We start from the raw sequence: 17,609 nt of genomic DNA, 5'->3' as shown, positions 1-17,609 counted from the left end.
ATAGCCCGGCACCGTACTGAGTGTCAGCACCCAGCTGCATCACTCTGCGTTGTTGCTCTGCTTCATTATCGAGAGCAATTCTTCGAGCTCCGGGCTTTCCGTGGCGAATGGATCATTAAAAGTATATTCCATTTTCTTTGGTTCTGTGATCTTCATCCGCGACCAATCGACCGCAAAAGGCGTGCGGGTATTTCGTGCATGCGCCAAAAATTGTCCCCGCTGGTGCGCCCGCGTAGTCGTTGGAGCAGTGCTCATCGCTTGGGCAATCGATTCATCAGTGGTCCACCGCTCTACCCTGCCCTTGTCTTGCAGTACCTGGAAAATTCCCCGGCCGCGTCGAATATCATGCATCGCAAGATCAACCTGCAACAGCTTTGGGTGCTCCCAATCGTCGCCAAGACGGCTGCGGTAATGATCAAACAATTCTTTTTTGATCACCCAATCTAATTCGCGGTTTACACGAGAAAAATCTTGCGTCTCGATCGCCTCTAACGCACGGCGCCAAAGATCCACCACACGGTACATTTCGGTAGTTGAGGTTCCGGTATCCTGCCCAGACTCAGTTTGTCCTGAGGCGCGCTGGCCTGATTCGCGATAATTATCCCGAACCTCGAGCCAGTCGGTGGCCTGCTGACACAGCGCTTGCTGAATTTCCAAAGCAGTGACCGTGCCGCCGTTTTTCAACCGCATTTCGGTTTTCCCAGACAGGTCACGAGAAATTTGCCGGATCTGCGCAATCGGATCCTCCAACTCGAAATCTGGAAGTTCGATGCCTGCTTCGATCATTTCCAGCACCAAAAGCGCCGAACCGACTTTCAACGCAAACGTGGGCTCGGCGAGGTTGGTATCGCCACCGATGACGTGCAGCCGGCGGTACACAGTGGAATCCGCATGTGCTTCGTCCCGGGAATTAATCATCGGCCGTGCGCGCGTTGTTGCCGAAGACACGCCCTCCCACACTTGATCTGCTCGTTGCGAGAGCACGAATTGTGCAGGATGCTCAGGCGTTTTGCGTTCAATCAACCCTGCACCGCACACGAGCTGGCGGGTAACCATAAGCGGCTCGAGCGCACGGCCAATCGCGCGCAATACCATCGACCGAGAAATCAAATAATTCTCGTGGCACCCGTATGAGTTGCCGTGGGAATCGAGGTTGTTTTTGAATAAATAGACGTGCTTGCCGACGCCATCTCGCTCGAGTTTTTTCTCGGCTTGCTGTGCCAAATCGTCGAGAATGCGATCACCTGCGCGTTCGTAATTCAGTAGTTGGGTGATGCTGTCGCATTCAGCAGTGGCGATTTCCGGGTGCGCCCCCATGTCGAGATAAAGGCGCGAACCATTCGCACTAAAAATATTTGAGCTGCCGTATTCTTCGACGATGGGCTCGAATAGATACCGTGCGACTTCGGCGGCGCCTAGTGTGTGGTTGCCGTTGGCTGCAGTCGCGGTAATGCCATATTCGGTTTCCACGCCCATGATGCGGCGGGTGAAGACGTTACTCACTGGCCGCCCTTTTGTACGTAGGAACGAACAAATTCTTCTGCGTTCGATTCGAGCAGTCCATCGATCTCGTCCAGCAGATCATCGGTGCCGGAAGTCGAAATTTGCGCTTGCCCGCTACCGAACTCATCGAGCTCGTCGTTAGCATCGCCACCGTTGCCGCTCTGCTGCGATGCCTGGGCACTGGTATTATGCTGTGAATTCTGTGCCATGCTGATCACTCACCTATTCTTCGTGGTTGTTCTTCGTGGTTGTTCTTCGTGGTTAAGTCGTTTTTTGATGTCGTTATGCAGAAATTGTTGCGCTGTGTACCTTGCGTTGTACCTTGTGCTGCCGCGGGGACCTAGCTAGCAGTGAGTCTGCGAACGGCTTGCGCTGCGGTATCCGAGCTAGCAATGATCTCTTCCGCTTGCTTTTTGGTGAATCCATCCACGGCAGTCAGATCGAGAAAGATCTCGCCTTTCGGGCTGGAAGAATCCACAAAATGCAGTTCTTGCCAGTTCGCAGCAACCAGGTCATCTGCGAAACGTTCAACCATGCGACCGCGAGTCCAGGCTCGGGATTGCTCTGGTGGATGCGCGACCGCCAGAGAGATCTCGTCTTCACTCGCTAAGGTTTGCATGCGCCCTTTGCGCACGAGAGCGTGGTACAGGGATTTCGTAGGATCGATGTCGGTGTACTGCAGATCAATCAGCGCAATCTTGGGGTCTGTGACATCCACACCCCGATCGAGATAGCCCTTGATCAGAGCATATTTTGCGGTCCAGTCCAAAAGATGCGCGCTCGACAGCGGATCTTCTGCTAGCAAGTCCAACACGTGTGCCCACAGCTCAAAAACTCGTGCCTGCGTGCTCGTCGGATCCTCACACACCTCTCGGGTGCGCTTGAGATATTCGCGCTGAATCTCGATTGCCGTGGCGCGTGATCCGTCGACAAGCTCGATCTGGTGCTGCAGGCTCAAATCGTGACTGACAGCAGAGATTTCGGCGACGGGATCTACCGGGCGCAGATCATCAAAACGCACACCGGTATCAATAGCGTCCAACACTAGGGCCGCGGTACCCAGCTTCAACAACGTGGATGTCTGCGACATATTCGCGTCGCCAGTAATGACGTGCAAGCGACCGTAGCTCTGTGCATCCGTGTGGGGCTCATCGCGGGTATTAATCAAGCCCCGGTTGAGCGTGGTCTCTAGTGAAATCTCTTGCTCGATATAGTCGGCCCGTTGCGAGATTTGGAATCCCGGGTGCTCGCCGTGCTGGCCGCGTCCGACGCGACCGGCACCGATCATGATGATGCGAGTGACGAAAAACGGGATCAGACCATCGGCGATAGCAGCAAAATCGGTGCTGCGCGGATACAAATAGTTTTCGTGCGAACCATAGGATGCGCCTTTGCCATCCACGTTATTCTTATAAATCTTCAGCGGTGGGCATGGTTGGTGCTTGCTTAACGCAGATTCCCCGCGTTCAGAAAAAGCAGCAACATCTTTAATGGCTTGTAGCGCAATTCGGTCGCCTGCTTGGTCATAGACCATCGCTTGCCATGCATCGGCACATTCTGGAGAAGAATATTCTGGGTGCGCATGATCGACGTAAAAACGTGCGCCGTTATGGGTGACCGCGTTGGCGACACCCAGCGCTTCTGGATCGACCATCGGGGTGCTGCGGTAACGCTGGCGGTCTCCCCCGCGTGTATCTCGGGTGGGATGTTCGGCAGCGAAATCCCATCGCGAACGAGCACCGATATTACGCAGGGCGTAGCTTACTACCGCATGAGTCGAGGTAATGATCGGGCTTAATTTCGGCTGCGTGGGGGTCGCGATACCAAATTCGGTTTCTGTGCCCATAAAGCGGTGAAATTGCTGCTGCGTACTGCTCATGTGCGTGTAATCCTGTCCTTAAACCAAGCTCCGCGCAGAGACCACAGAGTGGGAAAGTTTCACGATGCGATTCCATTCTTCGGGGTTCGCGGTATTCGGAAGATCTTCGCTCTCATCTTGCTCGGTGCGCACTGCAGATTGAATATGGCGCAAGGTAATACCGTGCTTCCCGGTTGATCCGGAAGCAATATAGTCTTTGATGGCGAGCTTTTTCGCGCGGTCAACCACATTCGCGATGAGCGCGCCCGAGACGAAGTCACCATAGTGCAGTACGGCGGTGCTGCCATCGCGCAACGTGAGTTCCACGAACGGCCGCGGGGCAAACAAGGCGTCGACCGCGCCGTCGATAAGCACATCGAGCGGATCTGCATGCGGCACGCCTTCGTGCAGGTAGCGGCTGACGATATCCGGAGCTTCCTGCTTGCTCGGGCGAGAGATGCGAATCTTGATGTCGAGCCGGCCCGGGCGCAACAAAGCCGGGTCGATCAGTTCTTCGCGGTTGGTGGCACCCACCACGATGACGTTGTCCAAACCTTCCACGCCGTCAATTTCTGTCAACAGCTGCGGCACCGCGGTGGTTTCGATATCCGAGGACACACCGGTGCCGCGCGTGCGGAAGATCGATTCCATTTCGTCAAAGAAAATGATCACCGGAGCGCCATCAGAGGCGAGTTCGCGGGCACGCTCAAAGATCAAGCGAATCACGCGTTCGGTCTCGCCGACGTATTTGTTGAGCAGCTCCGGGCCCTTCACATTCAGAAAGTACGACGCGGAGCCATCGCCGACCCGAGATGCCAGAGCGTGCGCGACAGCCTTGGCGATCAGTGTTTTACCGCAGCCCGGCGGGCCGTACAAGAGAACACCCTTCGGCGGGTGCAACTGGTAATCCCGGTACAGTTCTGGGTGGTCAAAAGGCATTTCGACCGCATCGCGCACTTGCTCAATCTGCGCATCCAGCCCGCCAATATCGTCGTAAGTGACATCGGGGATTTCTTCCAGCGCTAATTGCGTAACCTCAGCTTGCGCGATGCGCTCAAAGGCAAATCCGGATTTCACATCCGCCAGCACGCTATCGCCGGCGCGCACGTGCCCGACCAGCGGAGCAGCCAAGTGCACGACGTGCGTATCGCCCTGCGGGGTGGAGGCCAACACGCGCGCATCGCCTTCGGCGGAATCCTCCACGAACTCGCTGACGCGCATCAACACGCCATCAGTGGCGAAACCGCAGTCTTCCACGATGACGCTGCCATCGCCCATGCGCACCTGCGCGCCAGTAGGAATTTCATGGTCGATAAGTGGGGAAACACTCACCCGCAAGCGACGAGTCGAGGTAAACACGTCGGCTTCTCCGCGGCTATTCGGAGCGTAGCCGAGGAACACGCCGTAGGTCGATACTGGCTCTTGCAGCGCATTGAGCTCGGAGGTCAACTGCGCCAGCTTATCCCGCGAAGTTTTGAGCAGAGTCGCTAGTTGTTCATTGCGTTTGCGTAGTTCACGCACATCACGCCGAAGCTGTAGCTGTGGGTTCGGAGTCGTTTGTGTCATAGGATTTACCGAACCTCCCTTCTGCTTGTGTGGTTGTGGCTCGTGCGGGGCGGTGCAGGCTTCTATGCAAGCACCGGGTTGCCGGTGCCGAACAAGAAAAGCCTTGTTACCGAAAGGCGGGTGACCTTGCGATTTCTCTTCGTACAGCCTAACAAACTAGGCAAGGAATAGCTACGTTAGGCCAGGCTAGTGATTCGGGCATGCTAGCGACGCGCCTTGCGCTTCGGACGTGGCGGCACGACGCCGTCGGCAAGCCTGCGAGTCATGATCAAAAAGGCCGTGTGCGCGTTCATGCGGTGCTCCGGACGCGTCGCTAAGCCTTCCACCTTCCAGTCGCGCACCAGCGACTCCCAGGCGCGCGGCTCGGTAAAGCACTGTTGTTCGCGGATGCCTTCCATCACCTTCATCAATTGTGGGACGGTGGCAACGTAGGTGATGAATACGCCACCTGGCACCAACACGTTTTTAACTGTGCTCAGCATTTCCCAGGGCTCGAGCATGTCCAGCACCACACGGTCGACCGGGCCATCAACATCGTCTGGGGTGAGCTGTTGGAAATCGCCTAAGCGCGGACTCCACCACTCTGGTTGTTCAGAAAAATATTCTTTGACGTTGTCGATGGCATAGCCGATATGGTCTTCACGAAGTTCATACGAGTACACGTGTCCCTCTGGCCCGACCGCACGCAGCAAAGCCATGGATAGCGCACCTGAACCAGCACCAGCTTCGAGCACCCGCGCTCCACGGAAAATATCACCTTCAATGAGGATCTGCGCCGCGTCCTTCGGATAAATCACTTGCGCTCCGCGAGGCATCGACAGCACGTGATCAACCATCAAGTGGCGAAACATCAAGAACTGCCCGCCCATGGTCGAGGTAATCACTGAGCCTTCATCCATGCCGACGATGTCGTCGTGCTCCACGATGCCTTGGTGGGAGTGAAACTTATTGCCCTCTTTGAGGTACAAGGTGAAGTGCCGACGCTTTGCGTCGGTGAGTTGGACACGGTCTCCGTATTTGAAGGGACCAGAATATGCCATTAAGCAGCCTTTCTTGTGGTTGGCGCGAAGCTCGAGCGATAGGTGATGATAGTAACCGCGAAATTAATGAATGAGGTAAGCCTCCAGCGCCTGCGAGAGCCATAATTGGTCGGAGACGCCAATCATTTCCCGTGCAGAGTGCATCGACAGCATCGGCACACCGACGTCAACGGTATCGATGCCCAAAGCCGTCGCCGTTGCCGGCCCGATCGTGGAGCCGCAGGGCACAGAATTCTTGCTGACGTAATTCTGGATCGGCACCATGGCAGCGCGGCAGGCGTTTTCCCACAAAGCGATCGTGCGCGCATTCGAGGCATAGCGTTGCTTCGAGTTGATCTTGGTTACCGGCCCACCGCCGATGATGGGCGGATTGTGTGGATCATGTTTTTCGGCATAGTTCGGGTGAATTGAATGCGCGGCATCCGCCGACACACACGACGAGCGGCGCAGCATCTGCAAATAACCTTCGCGGTCAACCCCCATCGCAGTAGCCGTGCGTTCCAACACTTCCGACAAAATCGGGCCCTGCGCGCCCGTCGTCGACGCCGATCCGACTTCTTCGTGGTCAAAAGCCGCTAATACAGCGATATCGGAACCAGAATCGCCGGCCTCGACCGCGCGCAACAACGCAGTGAGACTAGCGAAAACACTCGAAAGATTGTCCATGCGCGACGAGGCAAGAAAATCTGCATTCGCGCCGAACAATCCCGCTGGTTGTGCAGGCGCGGTAATCAGGTTCCAGGAAGCAATATCCGCTTCGTCGATCCCCAACTGCCCCGCGATCAAATCCGCGATGCTTCCCGACGACACCTGTTCAGTGATCGCTTCGCTTGTGGCCTCGGCAAGCCCCATGATCGGGTGCACATGTTTTTGCTTGTCGATGCTGAACTCCTTCGAGCTATCCAAGTGAATAGCCAAGTGCGGAATTCGCAGAATCGGGCCAGTATTGACCAGCCTTTCCGAACCATCAGTCAGAATCACTTGGCCTGCCAAAGTGAGTTCGCGGTCAAACCACGACGGAATGATCGGGCCACCGTAAATTTCAACTCCCAATTGGTGCCAACCGTGTTGAGTGCTATCTGGCTGCGGCTTCAGGCTAAAACCTGGTGAGTCCGTATGCGAACCGATGATGCGGAAACCAGATTTCTCGTTGGCATCCTCGGGAACAAACCAGGCCATCACCGCACCATCGCGAACGATCACATGACCGCCGGGGCTTGCATCCCACGGCTGTGCCTCATCATGCCGAGTAAATCCAGCCTCGACCAACTGCTCTGCGACCGCATGCGCTGCATGGAAAGAACTTGGTGCAGAATCCAAAAACTCCATAAATCTATTGATTTCATTCATCGCAATTCATACCTTCGGGTCTCGGTTGGCATATGCTTTCGTCTCCCCCAGCTTAGTGCCAACCGCGAAGCACCGTTTAAGCTGGATAGCATTATGAGCACTACCGGCAACACCACCGCGCACAAGAAAGCTTCGCGACGCCCAAAACCGCTCGCTTTATCACCGTCGCGAGCTGGCGATTACCAACAATGCCCGCTGCTTTATCGACTCCGGGCTATTGATCGCTTGCCAGAACCAAAAACGCTTGCGCAGGTCAAAGGTACTCTCGTGCACGCCGTGCTCGAAGAAATGCATAAGTTGCCCGCCGCACAGCGAACCTACCCAGCTGCAGTGAAGATGCTGAAACCGAATTGGGAAAAAATGCGGGCGGCCGACGAGGAGCTGGCCGAGTTAGTTCCCGAGGCCGAAACCTACGACTTTTTAGTGCAATGTCGCAGCTTGGTCAAAGGCTATTTCCACATGGAAAACCCCCAGGGCTTTGACGCGGAATCCGTCGAAATGTACGTCGATACCGTCTTGCCCAATGGCGTTCCGGTGCGCGGATTCATTGACCGGGTGGATAAAGCACCCACTGGCGAAGTCCGCGTGGTCGACTACAAGACCGGCAAAAAGCCCATCCCCCGGTTTTCGCACAATGCCAGGTTCCAGATGCTGTTTTATGCCCTGGTCTATTGGAGATTGCAGCAGGTCATCCCCAACCAATTGCGGCTCATGTATATCAAAGTCATCGACGATATGGTGCTGGCACCGTCGAAAGAAGAACTCGAATTTTTCGAGCGGGATCTCGGTGAGTTGTGGGCAAAAATCGAACGCGATGGCCGCAGCGGCCATTTCCGCACGAAAACATCGAAATTGTGCGGGTGGTGCCCGCACCAAAAACTCTGCCCCGAATTTGGTGGAACGCCTCCCCCATACCCTGGCTGGCCAGGATCAGCGGCAGACCAGACTTCGTAGTCTGCCGCTGGACTAGTTGGGGCTCACAACCTGGCGCGCATGCGGGAGCGCCAGGTACCGAGGACTAGGACAATCCGCTGATGACTCCGTCGGCAGAGATATCGATGCGCTCAGCAGCCGGACGCTTCGGCAGACCCGGCATCGTCATAACCTCTCCGGTCAGTGCGAGGATGAACCCTGCGCCGGTGCGTGGAAGCAGTTTACGCACGTGCAGGGTGTGCCCTTTCGGCGCACCGAGCTGCGATGGATCATCGCTGAATGAATACTGCGTCTTCGAGATACATACCGGCAGCTGATCCCAGCCGCACTCACGCAGATAGGTGAGATCTTTACGGGCGTTGACAGAGTATTCCACGTTTGCCGCGCCGTAGACGTTCTTCGCAATCGCCTCAATTGAGGCTTCCACACCGTCTGCTGGGTCGTACAAAGTCGTGCTCTGGCCGTTGAGATTTGCCAGCACTTTGTTGGCGAGATCCTCTGCGCCGGCGCCACCGTGTGCGAAGACCGTCGATTCGGCCAAATCCACGTCGAAGTTTTCTGCCCATTCGTGCATGAACGCGATTTCTTCTGCACTGTCCGAGCCGAAGATGTTCAATGCAACGACCGGACGCACTCCGAATTGCCGCACGTTGTTGACGTGCTGTTCCAGGTTTGCAATCCCTTCGCGCAATGCCTCGACGTTCGGAGTTTCTAGCTCCTCTTTGGCGAGACCACCGTTGAACTTCAGCGAACGAATGGTAGCAACCACAACCGCAGCATCAACGTTGAGTTCAGCGTGACGGGCCTTGATATCAAAGAATTTTTCTGCGCCCAGATCAGAGCCGAAACCGGCTTCCGTCAGCACAATATCGGCCTGGTTTAAGGCAACCTTGGTCGCTAACACGCTGTTGCAGCCATGCGCAATGTTGCCGAATGGCCCAGTGTGCACAAGCGCTGGTACACCGCCGAGTGTCTGCACCAGGTTCGGTTGCAGGGCATCTTTGAGAAGTACCGTCAGTGCGCCGTCGGCATTAAGCTCACGAGCGGTCACCGGCTGTTTGTCGTAGTTATAGCCAACGGTGATGTCGCCGAGACGCTTGCGTAAGTCAGCCAAATCCGTCGACAAGCCGACGATCGCCATGATCTCTGAGGCTGCGGTGATGGTGAACCCGGCTTCGCGCGGTGCCCCGCTGCCTGGCCCGCCCAGCCCGGTTACCACAGAGCGCAGAGAACGGTCGTTGACGTCTTCGCAGCGCTGCCAGCTCACCCGGCGAGGGTCGATGCCCAGTTCGTTGCCTTGGTGGATGTGGTTGTCGATCAGTGCAGCGAGCGTATTGTTTGCAGAAGTGATGGCGTGGAAATCGCCGTTAAAGTGCAGATTGATTTCGTCCATCGGAACGATCTGTGAATAGCCACCGCCGGCAGCACCACCTTTAATGCCCATAACCGGCCCCAGGGATGGTTCGCGGATGGCGACCATTGCGTTTTTGCCAGCTTGCGCCAACGCGTCAGTCAGTCCAATGAGGGTGGTCGATTTACCTTCTCCCGCTGGTGTGGGAGAGACACCGGTGACTAGGACAAGCTTGCCCTTTTCCCGGCTCCAGTCCAGCTTGCTCGTATCAATCTTGGCCTTCTTTTCGCCGTAGGGTACGAGGGCTTCATCTGGGATTTCCGCCTTTTTCGCTATCTGCGAGATCGGCTCCAGTACGTGATTATTCGCAATTTCAACATCTGCGGGAATAGAACTCATGCCCACCACTTTAATGAGATTCTCACCAAAGTGATGGGCATTATATTCGCTAGCTTATGAGCTGCGAAAACAACCAGTAGAACAGCGGGCGAGCCGACTTAAGTGACGATGTTTAGTCGTTGAGGTAGAGCTTTCCGCGGAATTCTGGGTGCATAAGGTTTTCTTTCGACAGCACGCGATCGACCGTTTCTTCATCCAGCAAGCCCTTTTCCAGGACCAATTCACGGACGGACTTACCGGTTTTCGCTGCTTCTTTACCGATGATGTCACCCTGGTGATGTCCAATCAACGGGTTGAGGTAGGTCACGATACCGATGGAGTTTTCCACGTATTCGCGGCAGACATCGGCGTTGGCGGTGATACCGACCACACACTTTTCGCGCAAAGCATCGACTGCATTACCCAAGATTCGCACCGACTGGAACAGCGCTTCACCCATTGCAGGTTCCATCACGTTCAGCTGCAACTGGCCTGCCTCAGATGCCATAGAGACAGTCAGGTCATTGCCGAAGACCTTGAAGACCGTCTGGTTTACGACCTCCGGAATAACCGGGTTGACCTTCGCTGGCATGATGGACGAACCAGCCTGGCGTTCTGGCAGGTTGATTTCGTTCAGACCGGTACGTGGGCCGGACGACAGCAGACGCAAGTCATTACAGATCTTGCCCAGCTTGGATGCAGCGCGCTTGACCGCTGAGTGAGCCAACACATAAGCACCGGTATCAGAGGTTGCTTCGATCAGGTCGCGCGCGGTCTTCAGCTCCAATCCGGAAACCTCGGACAAAGCGGCAGTGACCTGGTGGCGGTAACCAGCTGGGGTGTTGACGCCGGTACCGATAGCGGTTGCGCCCAAGTTGATCTCGAGCAGGCGCTCCTGGGCCTCGCGCAAGACCGATTGCTCTTCAGCAAGATTTGCCCCGAACGCGCGGAATTCGTCGCCAAGCGTCATTGGCACAGCATCTTGCAGCTGGGTACGCCCCATCTTCAGGATGTCGGAAAACTCGTGGGCTTTCTTCGTAAATGCTTGCTCGAGCTTTCCGATCTGATCAATCAGGCGATCCATGACAGCATAAAGCCCCAAGCGGAAACCCGTTGGGTATGCGTCATTGGTCGACTGCGACATATTCACATCATCGTTCGGGTTGATGACGTCGTAGGATCCCTTTTCTTCGCCCAGGTATTCCAGGGCGAGGTTGGTGACAACCTCGTTGGTGTTCATGTTCAGCGAGGTACCGGCACCACCCTGGAAAACATCCAGTGGGAACTGATCCATGCAGCGACCTTCTTCCAAAATCTGGTCACATGCCCAGATGATGGCTTCGGCCTTCTTCTTTGGCAGGGTGTGCAAACGACGGTTGGCCATCGCAGCGGCCTTTTTCACCATCACCATGCCACGGATGAACTCCGGAACGTTGTTGATCGTTACCCACGAGATCTGGAAATTGTCGATCGCGCGCATGGTGTGCACGCCATAATAAACGTCGTTGGGAACTTCTAGCTCGCCGAGCAAGTCTCGTTCGACACGCGTTTTTTTGTTCGACTTGGTAGCAGTACCGCCGGAAGGTTCCTTCGACTTCGAAGCCTGCGAGGCGGTGGTTTCTTGCTCGTTGGACTTTGCGGTGTTCGCGGAATCCTGGTTAACGGTGTTGTCGTCGGATTTCTTCGCCATCTAAAAACTCACTCCTTTGCGCGGGTGTGCGCTCGAGGTTGGTTGATCGAGCTCGGTGGTAGTGAGCTCGTAGAACGCTTCTTTGACGTCCGTTACCGCCCCAGAGTACCTGGCGACGGTTACATGCGTGCGATACGAAGATCCGTCGCCAAAATTGCCTCAGCACCCACTGCAGAAATCTCATCCATCAAGTTGTTTGCCTGCTTGCGCGGAACGAGTGCGCGCACCGCAACCCAGTTATCCCGTGCCAGCGGCGAGACAGTAGGGCCGGTAAGCCCCGGGGTGAACTTCGCAGCTGCGTCCAAATTCTCCCGGGCGATATTGTAATCGATCATGACGTAATTTTGTGCATGCAAAATCCCCTGGATACGCGAGAGCAAGATCTTTTGCTCGCTAGTAATCTCGGTGCCGCGGCGAGAAACCACCACGGCCTCAGACTCAATGATGGGCTCACCAAAGGCTTTTAACCCCTGTTGACGCAAGGTATTTCCCGTGGAGACGACATCGGCGATAGCATCAGCCACGCCCAACTTGATAGAAATTTCTACGGCGCCATCGAGTCGGATCACCTCAGCGGAAATATCGCGCTGCGTTAGGTAATCGCGCACTAGGTTTGGATACGAGGTCGCGATCCTCTTACCCGCAAGCTGTTCGACCTGCCAATTTTCGCTTTCTGGGGCGGCGAAATAAAAACGGGAATCACCGAAACCGAGCGGCAAAACCTCATCAACGGCCGCACGCGAATCCGCAGCTAAATCGCGTCCGGTGATACCCAGATCTAACTGACCATTGGCAACATAGATTGCGATATCTTTCGGGCGAAGAAAGAAAAACTCGATATCGTGCTCGGTATCTGCAACCGCCAAAGCCTTGGAATAGCCGCGGGTTTTATAGCCGGCTTCTTTCAGAATCGATTGTGCAGCGTCGGAAAGCGAACCTTTGTTGGGAATAGCGATTTTGATCATGGGAAATACCTTTGCAATTCAGGGCAGAATATCGGCAGGTGCGACTAGCGCGGCACGTTAGAAACCGCCGACGCTAGAGGTAGCGGTAAATATCGTCCGGATTCAGACCACGCGCAACCATCATGACTTGCGTCCAATACAGCAACTGCGAGATTTCCTCGGACAGTTCTTCATCAGACTGATATTCCGCGGCGATCCAGACTTCACCGGCTTCTTCGATGACTTTTTTGCCGATATGATGCACACCAGCATCCAGGGCTTCGACGGTTCCGGATCCTTCTGGCCGTTGTTGAGCTTTGCGGGCTAATTCTGCGTGCAACTCGTCAAAATTCTTCACGACGGCCATTCTAGGGCAAAACTTCGCGATTGTTTGCAGAAAAAGCGTCTACGGTGGCGCTCGTGCAGTTTAAGCAGAAATTCCCAGTAGTGAATTCAACGCCAGGCGAATGAGTTCAGCTGCTTGTGGATCATCCGCGCCCCGTGCTTGTGCCGCCCAGTCATCGACTGCTGCCAAAGCTCCAGGAGAATCCAGATCATCGGCGATCCGCTGCCGCATCGTGTGCACCAACTGCTGCGCGCCTGCAAGATCGCCGGGTTTTTCGAGGGCATTACGCCACGTCGCCAAGCGTTTTTCGCTGTCAGCCAGCAGCTCGTCCGACCAGTCTCGATCGCTCCGGTAATGCTGCGAGTACACCCCAATCCGGATTGCCGAAGCCTCATGCCCGGCGGCAGTGAGTTTATGAATAAAGACTAGATTACCCAGTGATTTCGACATTTTCGTGCCCTCTAGCCCGATCATGCCAGCATGCACATAATGGCCTGCCATGCGATCGATGCCGAAGGCAGATTCAACGTGTGCGGCAGAAAACTCGTGATGCGGGAAGACTAGATCAGAACCGCCGCCTTGAATATCAAATCGGGCGCCCAAGCGATTAGCGGCAATCGCGGCGCATTCGATGTGCCAGCCAGGGCGACCACGACCGAACGGTGCTTCCCAGGAAGGTTCGCCAGGGCGTTCTGCCTTCCAGATCAAGGCATCGAGCGCATCTTTTTTGCCTGCTCGTTCTGGGTCGCCACCACGTTCGGCAAAGACTTCCATCATCTCCGTGCGGCTGAAGTTCGATTCGTAGCCGAACTGCTCTGTCGCAGTAATAGGAGCATAGATATCCGGATATTCTCCGTCGATGACATAGGCCTTGCCCTGCTCTAACAACGTGCCGACGATGTCTATAATCTCGTCAACGGTTTCCGAGACCGACATGAAATCGTGCGGCGGGATGATACCTAATTGCTGCATATCTGAACGGAATAAATCCGTTTGCTCTTTGCCTAACTCGCGCCAATCCTGGTTATCGCGGTTGGCGCGTTCGAACAATGGGTCGTCAACGTCGGTGACGTTTTGTACAAAATGGACGTCTCGTCCGTTGTCCAGCAAGGCCCGATACACAAGGTCAAAGGTGAGATAGGTCGCTGCGTGTCCCAGGTGCGTCGAATCATAGGGGGTGATCCCGCAGACGTACATGCCGACCGGGCCCTCTGGGTTCTGGAAGGTAACCTCACGTACCTTGGCGTCGGCAGTGTCATAGAGATGCAACGGCTCGGCGGCGCCATGACGGGAGGGAATGGTGGGAACAGTAGGAGCAGACCAAGATTTCATAATTCCCTACTCTAACGCCGTTTAGACAGGTTGTAGTATTCCCAAGCCCAATAGCAGCATGACCAGCAGGCCCAGCGGGATTCGATATGCCGCGAACCACGCAAATGAGTGATTGGCGACGAACTTCAACAGCCAGGCGATTGCAGCATAACCGACGAGACCGGCGATCAGCGTGCCGATGGCGAGCTGCATTCCGCTGGCAGCCTGCCCAGCGGATGGGCCGAATGCGTCGGGAAGCGAAAACAAGCCAGATGCCATGACTGCAGGAATCGCCAGCAAGAAACTGAAGCGCGTGGCAACTTCCCGGTCGAGGTTCAGAAACAAACCGGCAGAAATCGTGCCGCCCGAGCGTGATACGCCGGGAATCAATGCGAGACATTGCGCCAAGCCCATCACGATTGCATCTCGAAAATTCAGCTCTTCACTGGTACGAGTTTTTTTTCCCCAGCGCTCGGCGGCAATGAACACGAACGAGAACAAAATGAGAACGGCCGCTGTGATCCACAGATTCCGTAATGATTCGCGAATAAAATCTTTCGCCAGAAAACCGATGACTCCGATGGGGATCGAGCCGACGATGATCATCCAGCCCATTTTCCAATCAGCGCCGCGTGCTTCCCGATCGACGATGCCGCGGCACCAGCCACGCACTATTTGAACAATTTCCCGCCAGAAGAAAATCACGACTGCGATTTCGGTACCCAGTTGGATGACGGCAGTAAAAGATGCACCTGCATCGGCGCCCCAGAAAAACTCCGAGAAGATCCGCAAGTGGCCGGACGACGATACCGGAAGGAATTCGGTTAAGCCCTGCAGCACGGATAAGACGACGACCTGCACCCACGTCATATCAATTTCGGCGGCCGTTGCCGTAGTGCTCGCCGCGTGGCTAGCGGTATCTAACGCTACATCGCTCGTAATCACGGCTACCAGACTATACCTTTGCCCGAATGCTGTTGAACTCCCTGCTCTATCGGCGTCGCTGTTTGCTGGATCCAGCTTCCGGAGTTTTCTGCTGCTGCTGATAAACTCAGCTGTTGTGAATATGCGGTTTCGGTCGGTGCAATTTCGTCCCTACGTGTTCGCTGCGTGTGCTTTAGTGAGTGCCAGCGCGCTCGTCGCTTGTGCAGATAATCCCGTGCTTCCCGGTGGTGATGCCCCGGCCATGGGGAATGCCAGCCCAGTCGTCAGTTCTCCGGCAGTTGATGAAGCCAAGCTCGCTGGCATGACGGTCTCCCGTCCGGAATTTTCCCGCGTCTCGGACATGGCAATAGCTGGTGATACTCTTGCGGTGCGCAACGACGATGCACTGTGGTTTGGCACCGTCGACGAGCTTGCCGACGGTGGAACAGTCATTGATATTGCTCCCGCATGTGGCGACCTAACTGCCACCGCGGATCATTTTGTCCTCGCTTGCGATTCCACCGTGCAGGTATTTGCAGCTGGTGAAACCACGGCTGAAGAAATCACCCCGGAGGTAGACTTCTCGGTTACCGCAGCGACTCGCATGAACAATGGCGATCTAGTTCTCGCCTCGAATGAGACCGCGGACATCGCCATCGTGGCACCTGACGGCGCAGTACACAGCAAATTTGCCGCAGCAGCGCCTACTGACGAATTAGTGCACGTGGAATCAGAATCGCACGGCGAACAATTGGTGCGCACCTGGAGAGAAGACACGACAATTCAGAATTTGGATTGGCGTAACGAACGCGGTGGCGGCACTTTGCGGGTCGGCCTGGGTGTCGGTGCGATCTCCGCCGGTGATGAGGGATTAGTGCTAGCAGCCGATACTCGGGGTGATCAGATGGCTGTCTACACCGCCCTCGACGTGATTCGATTGCACCAAACTACCCCTGTTCCAGCAGGACCGTGGGCCGTGGGCTGGGATAGCGAGCGGGAACTAGCCTGGGTCGCTTCCACCGAAGGCAACCGGTTGACTGGATTCAAGATCTCGAGCGGTATCCCCCAGCAAGCCAGCCAGTTACACACGATCGCTGATGCACAATCGATGGTGATTAACGACGAGGGCACAATCGTACTGGGATCAGCTTCCGGGGCCGGTATCCAGGTTATTGCTGATCCAGAATTATCTGAGGAGAAAGCACAGTAATGGCTTCACAGTCTGCACAATCACGGGAAAACCGCACTATCGAACGAGCTCTAGCCGGAGCACGCAAGAAGCTCTATCGAGCGGTGTATGGCACGGCACTGCGCGTAATGTTCCAGGTCGATCCAGAGCGCATTCACCATGGCGCCAATAACGTCATGGCATTCGTCAATTCCTCAGCGCTGTTGCGCGGCTTGCTGTCAAAAACTTTGTGCACCGATGATCCCCGACTTTCCCAAGAGGTTTTCGGCGTGCGGTTTCCACGTCCGCTGGGGTTAGCCGCAGGCTTCGACAAAAATGCCCGCGCAGCCAAAGCATGGTCGGCTATTGGCTTTGGATTTGCTGAACTGGGTACCGTCACGGCGGCAGCACAACCTGGTAACCCACAACCGCGCTTGTTCCGCTTGCGCGAAGACCATGCCATTCTGAATCGCATGGGGTTCAATAACGACGGTGCAGCCGTCGCGGCCCGCAACCTGCGTGGGCATCTCACGAGTGGTGATCCTGCTAAGCGTGGAATCATCGGGATTAACATCGGTAAAACCAAAAAGACTCCGGTGGAACAGGCCGTCGATGATTACCGCCGTTCGGCATCTGTGCTGGGATCGGCGGCTGATTACTTGGTCGTGAACGTGTCGTCGCCGAATACACCTGGATTGCGCGACCTGCAGGCAGTGGAATCTTTGCGCCCAATCCTGCAGGCAGTGCAGGAAGTTTGCACTAGCCCAGTGTTGTTAAAAATTGCTCCGGACCTGTCCAACGCCGACGTTGATGCCTGTGCGGATTTGGCCGTCGAATTAGGTCTTGCGGGAATTGTTGCCACGAATACGACGATTTCACGTCAGGGGCTGAAAACTCCCGCTGCCCAAGTCGAAGCAGCGGGTGCAGGCGGAATCTCTGGCCCACCAGTAGCGCAACGTTCGTTAGAAGTGTTGCACCGTTTGCACGAACGCATTGGAGATCAGTTGGTTCTGGTCTCGGTTGGTGGGATCACAACCCCACAGCAAGCCTGGGAACGTATTACAGCCGGAGCTTCCCTGTTGCAGGGATATACGGGGCTGATCTATGGGGGTCCAGGTTGGATTAAAGATATTCACCGCGGAATTCTGCAACAGTTAGATGCCCACGGCTTAGAGAATATTTCCGCGGCTGTGGGATCTGGCTTGGAATGGCGTGAGGCCTAGACCATGGAGTCGAAAAAGAGCTGA

15 protein-coding genes are annotated in these 17,609 nt (G+C 55.6%); 3 read left to right on the top strand and 12 right to left on the bottom strand.

The features are described 5' to 3' along the window. Nucleotides 1-39: 39 nt before the first annotated feature. The 6 genes from pafA to U1140_RS04410 form a co-directional block, all read right to left on the bottom strand. Nucleotides 40-1,503 (bottom strand): Pup--protein ligase, encoded by a 1,464-nt coding sequence (gene pafA, locus U1140_RS04435; RefSeq protein WP_369846326.1) that lies wholly within the window; start codon nt 1,501-1,503, stop codon nt 40-42. Beyond that, a complete protein-coding gene (locus U1140_RS04430; RefSeq protein ID WP_369846325.1) occupies nt 1,500-1,712 on the bottom strand; it encodes a ubiquitin-like protein Pup in 213 nt (70 codons plus the stop codon). Before U1140_RS04430 ends, pafA begins: the two co-directional genes overlap by 4 nt. A gap of 131 nt (nt 1,713-1,843) precedes the next feature. Continuing rightward, nucleotides 1,844-3,382, bottom strand: a complete 1,539-nt coding sequence (gene dop / locus U1140_RS04425) for a depupylase/deamidase Dop (RefSeq protein ID WP_369846324.1) — start codon at nt 3,380-3,382, stop codon at nt 1,844-1,846. 18 nt (nt 3,383-3,400) lie between these two features. After that, the gene (gene arc, locus U1140_RS04420; RefSeq protein WP_369846323.1) at nt 3,401-4,927 is read right to left on the bottom strand and encodes a proteasome ATPase; all 1,527 of its coding nucleotides are present in this window, start codon (nt 4,925-4,927) and stop codon (nt 3,401-3,403) included. A 203-nt stretch (nt 4,928-5,130) separates the two neighbouring features. Next, complete coding sequence (locus U1140_RS04415; protein ID WP_369846322.1) at nt 5,131-5,967, bottom strand: tRNA (adenine-N1)-methyltransferase; 837 nt, start codon at nt 5,965-5,967, stop codon at nt 5,131-5,133. Nucleotides 5,968-6,030: 63 nt separating this feature from the next. Further along, nucleotides 6,031-7,317 (bottom strand): M18 family aminopeptidase, encoded by a 1,287-nt coding sequence (locus U1140_RS04410; protein WP_369846321.1) that lies wholly within the window; start codon nt 7,315-7,317, stop codon nt 6,031-6,033. 93 nt (nt 7,318-7,410) lie between these two features. Between U1140_RS04410 and U1140_RS04405 the strand changes: the two genes are divergently transcribed. Continuing rightward, complete coding sequence (locus tag U1140_RS04405; protein ID WP_369846320.1) at nt 7,411-8,271, top strand: RecB family exonuclease; 861 nt, start codon at nt 7,411-7,413, stop codon at nt 8,269-8,271. Nucleotides 8,272-8,335: 64 nt separating this feature from the next. On the opposite strand, the gene U1140_RS04400 is transcribed toward U1140_RS04405, so the two are convergent. The 6 genes from U1140_RS04400 to U1140_RS04375 all read right to left on the bottom strand — a co-directional run bounded on the left by U1140_RS04400 (nt 8,336) and on the right by U1140_RS04375 (nt 15,140). After that, on the bottom strand, nt 8,336-10,000 hold the full coding sequence (locus tag U1140_RS04400) for a formate--tetrahydrofolate ligase (RefSeq protein ID WP_369846319.1): 1,665 nt from the start codon (nt 9,998-10,000) through the stop codon (nt 8,336-8,338). 112 nt (nt 10,001-10,112) lie between these two features. Further along, entirely contained in the window at nt 10,113-11,669 is a 1,557-nt protein-coding gene (gene aspA, locus U1140_RS04395) for an aspartate ammonia-lyase (RefSeq protein WP_369846318.1), read from the bottom strand. Between the two features lie 119 nt (nt 11,670-11,788). After that, complete coding sequence (gene hisG, locus U1140_RS04390; protein WP_369846317.1) at nt 11,789-12,634, bottom strand: ATP phosphoribosyltransferase; 846 nt, start codon at nt 12,632-12,634, stop codon at nt 11,789-11,791. Between the two features lie 73 nt (nt 12,635-12,707). Continuing rightward, nucleotides 12,708-12,980, bottom strand: a complete 273-nt coding sequence (locus tag U1140_RS04385) for a phosphoribosyl-ATP diphosphatase (protein ID WP_369846316.1) — start codon at nt 12,978-12,980, stop codon at nt 12,708-12,710. Between the two features lie 60 nt (nt 12,981-13,040). Then, complete coding sequence (gene mshC / locus U1140_RS04380) at nt 13,041-14,291, bottom strand: cysteine--1-D-myo-inosityl 2-amino-2-deoxy-alpha-D-glucopyranoside ligase (RefSeq protein ID WP_369846315.1); 1,251 nt, start codon at nt 14,289-14,291, stop codon at nt 13,041-13,043. 21 nt (nt 14,292-14,312) lie between these two features. Further along, nucleotides 14,313-15,140 carry an undecaprenyl-diphosphate phosphatase gene (locus U1140_RS04375; RefSeq protein WP_369846386.1) on the bottom strand — a complete coding sequence of 276 codons (828 nt, stop codon included), beginning with the start codon at nt 15,138-15,140 and terminating at the stop codon, nt 14,313-14,315. Between the two features lie 190 nt (nt 15,141-15,330). Here U1140_RS04375 and U1140_RS04370 point away from each other — a divergent pair, with 190 nt between their 5' ends. Beyond that, complete coding sequence (locus U1140_RS04370; RefSeq protein ID WP_369846314.1) at nt 15,331-16,404, top strand: hypothetical protein; 1,074 nt, start codon at nt 15,331-15,333, stop codon at nt 16,402-16,404. Further along, entirely contained in the window at nt 16,404-17,585 is a 1,182-nt protein-coding gene (locus U1140_RS04365) for a quinone-dependent dihydroorotate dehydrogenase (RefSeq protein WP_369846312.1), read from the top strand. The genes U1140_RS04370 and U1140_RS04365 overlap by 1 nt, the downstream gene beginning before the upstream one ends. Nucleotides 17,586-17,609 lie beyond the last annotated feature (24 nt).

The organism is Corynebacterium drakensteinense (genome assembly GCF_041224285.1).
GTDB lineage: Bacteria > Actinomycetota > Actinomycetes > Mycobacteriales > Mycobacteriaceae > Corynebacterium.
This window is presented reverse-complemented; position numbering and strand designations above follow the sequence as displayed.

Bases quoted from the DNA above. Each gene is read 5' to 3' on its own strand.
- U1140_RS04375 (WP_369846386.1), bottom strand. From the start codon at position 15,140: ATGACGTGGGTGCAGGTCGTCGTCTTATCCGTGCTGCAGGGCTTAACC.
- U1140_RS04410 (WP_369846321.1), bottom strand. From the start codon at position 7,317: ATGAATGAAATCAATAGATTTATGGAGTTTTTGGATTCTGCACCAAGT.
- mshC (WP_369846315.1), bottom strand. From the start codon at position 14,291: ATGAAATCTTGGTCTGCTCCTACTGTTCCCACCATTCCCTCCCGTCAT.
- U1140_RS04415 (WP_369846322.1), bottom strand. From the start codon at position 5,967: ATGGCATATTCTGGTCCCTTCAAATACGGAGACCGTGTCCAACTCACC.
- U1140_RS04430 (WP_369846325.1), bottom strand. From the start codon at position 1,712: ATGGCACAGAATTCACAGCATAATACCAGTGCCCAGGCATCGCAGCAG.
- hisG (WP_369846317.1), bottom strand. From the start codon at position 12,634: ATGATCAAAATCGCTATTCCCAACAAAGGTTCGCTTTCCGACGCTGCA.
- aspA (WP_369846318.1), bottom strand. From the start codon at position 11,669: ATGGCGAAGAAATCCGACGACAACACCGTTAACCAGGATTCCGCGAAC.
- U1140_RS04385 (WP_369846316.1), bottom strand. From the start codon at position 12,980: ATGGCCGTCGTGAAGAATTTTGACGAGTTGCACGCAGAATTAGCCCGC.
- U1140_RS04400 (WP_369846319.1), bottom strand. From the start codon at position 10,000: ATGAGTTCTATTCCCGCAGATGTTGAAATTGCGAATAATCACGTACTG.
- U1140_RS04365 (WP_369846312.1), top strand. From the start codon at position 16,404: ATGGCTTCACAGTCTGCACAATCACGGGAAAACCGCACTATCGAACGA.
- dop (WP_369846324.1), bottom strand. From the start codon at position 3,382: ATGAGCAGTACGCAGCAGCAATTTCACCGCTTTATGGGCACAGAAACC.
- U1140_RS04405 (WP_369846320.1), top strand. From the start codon at position 7,411: ATGAGCACTACCGGCAACACCACCGCGCACAAGAAAGCTTCGCGACGC.
- arc (WP_369846323.1), bottom strand. From the start codon at position 4,927: ATGACACAAACGACTCCGAACCCACAGCTACAGCTTCGGCGTGATGTG.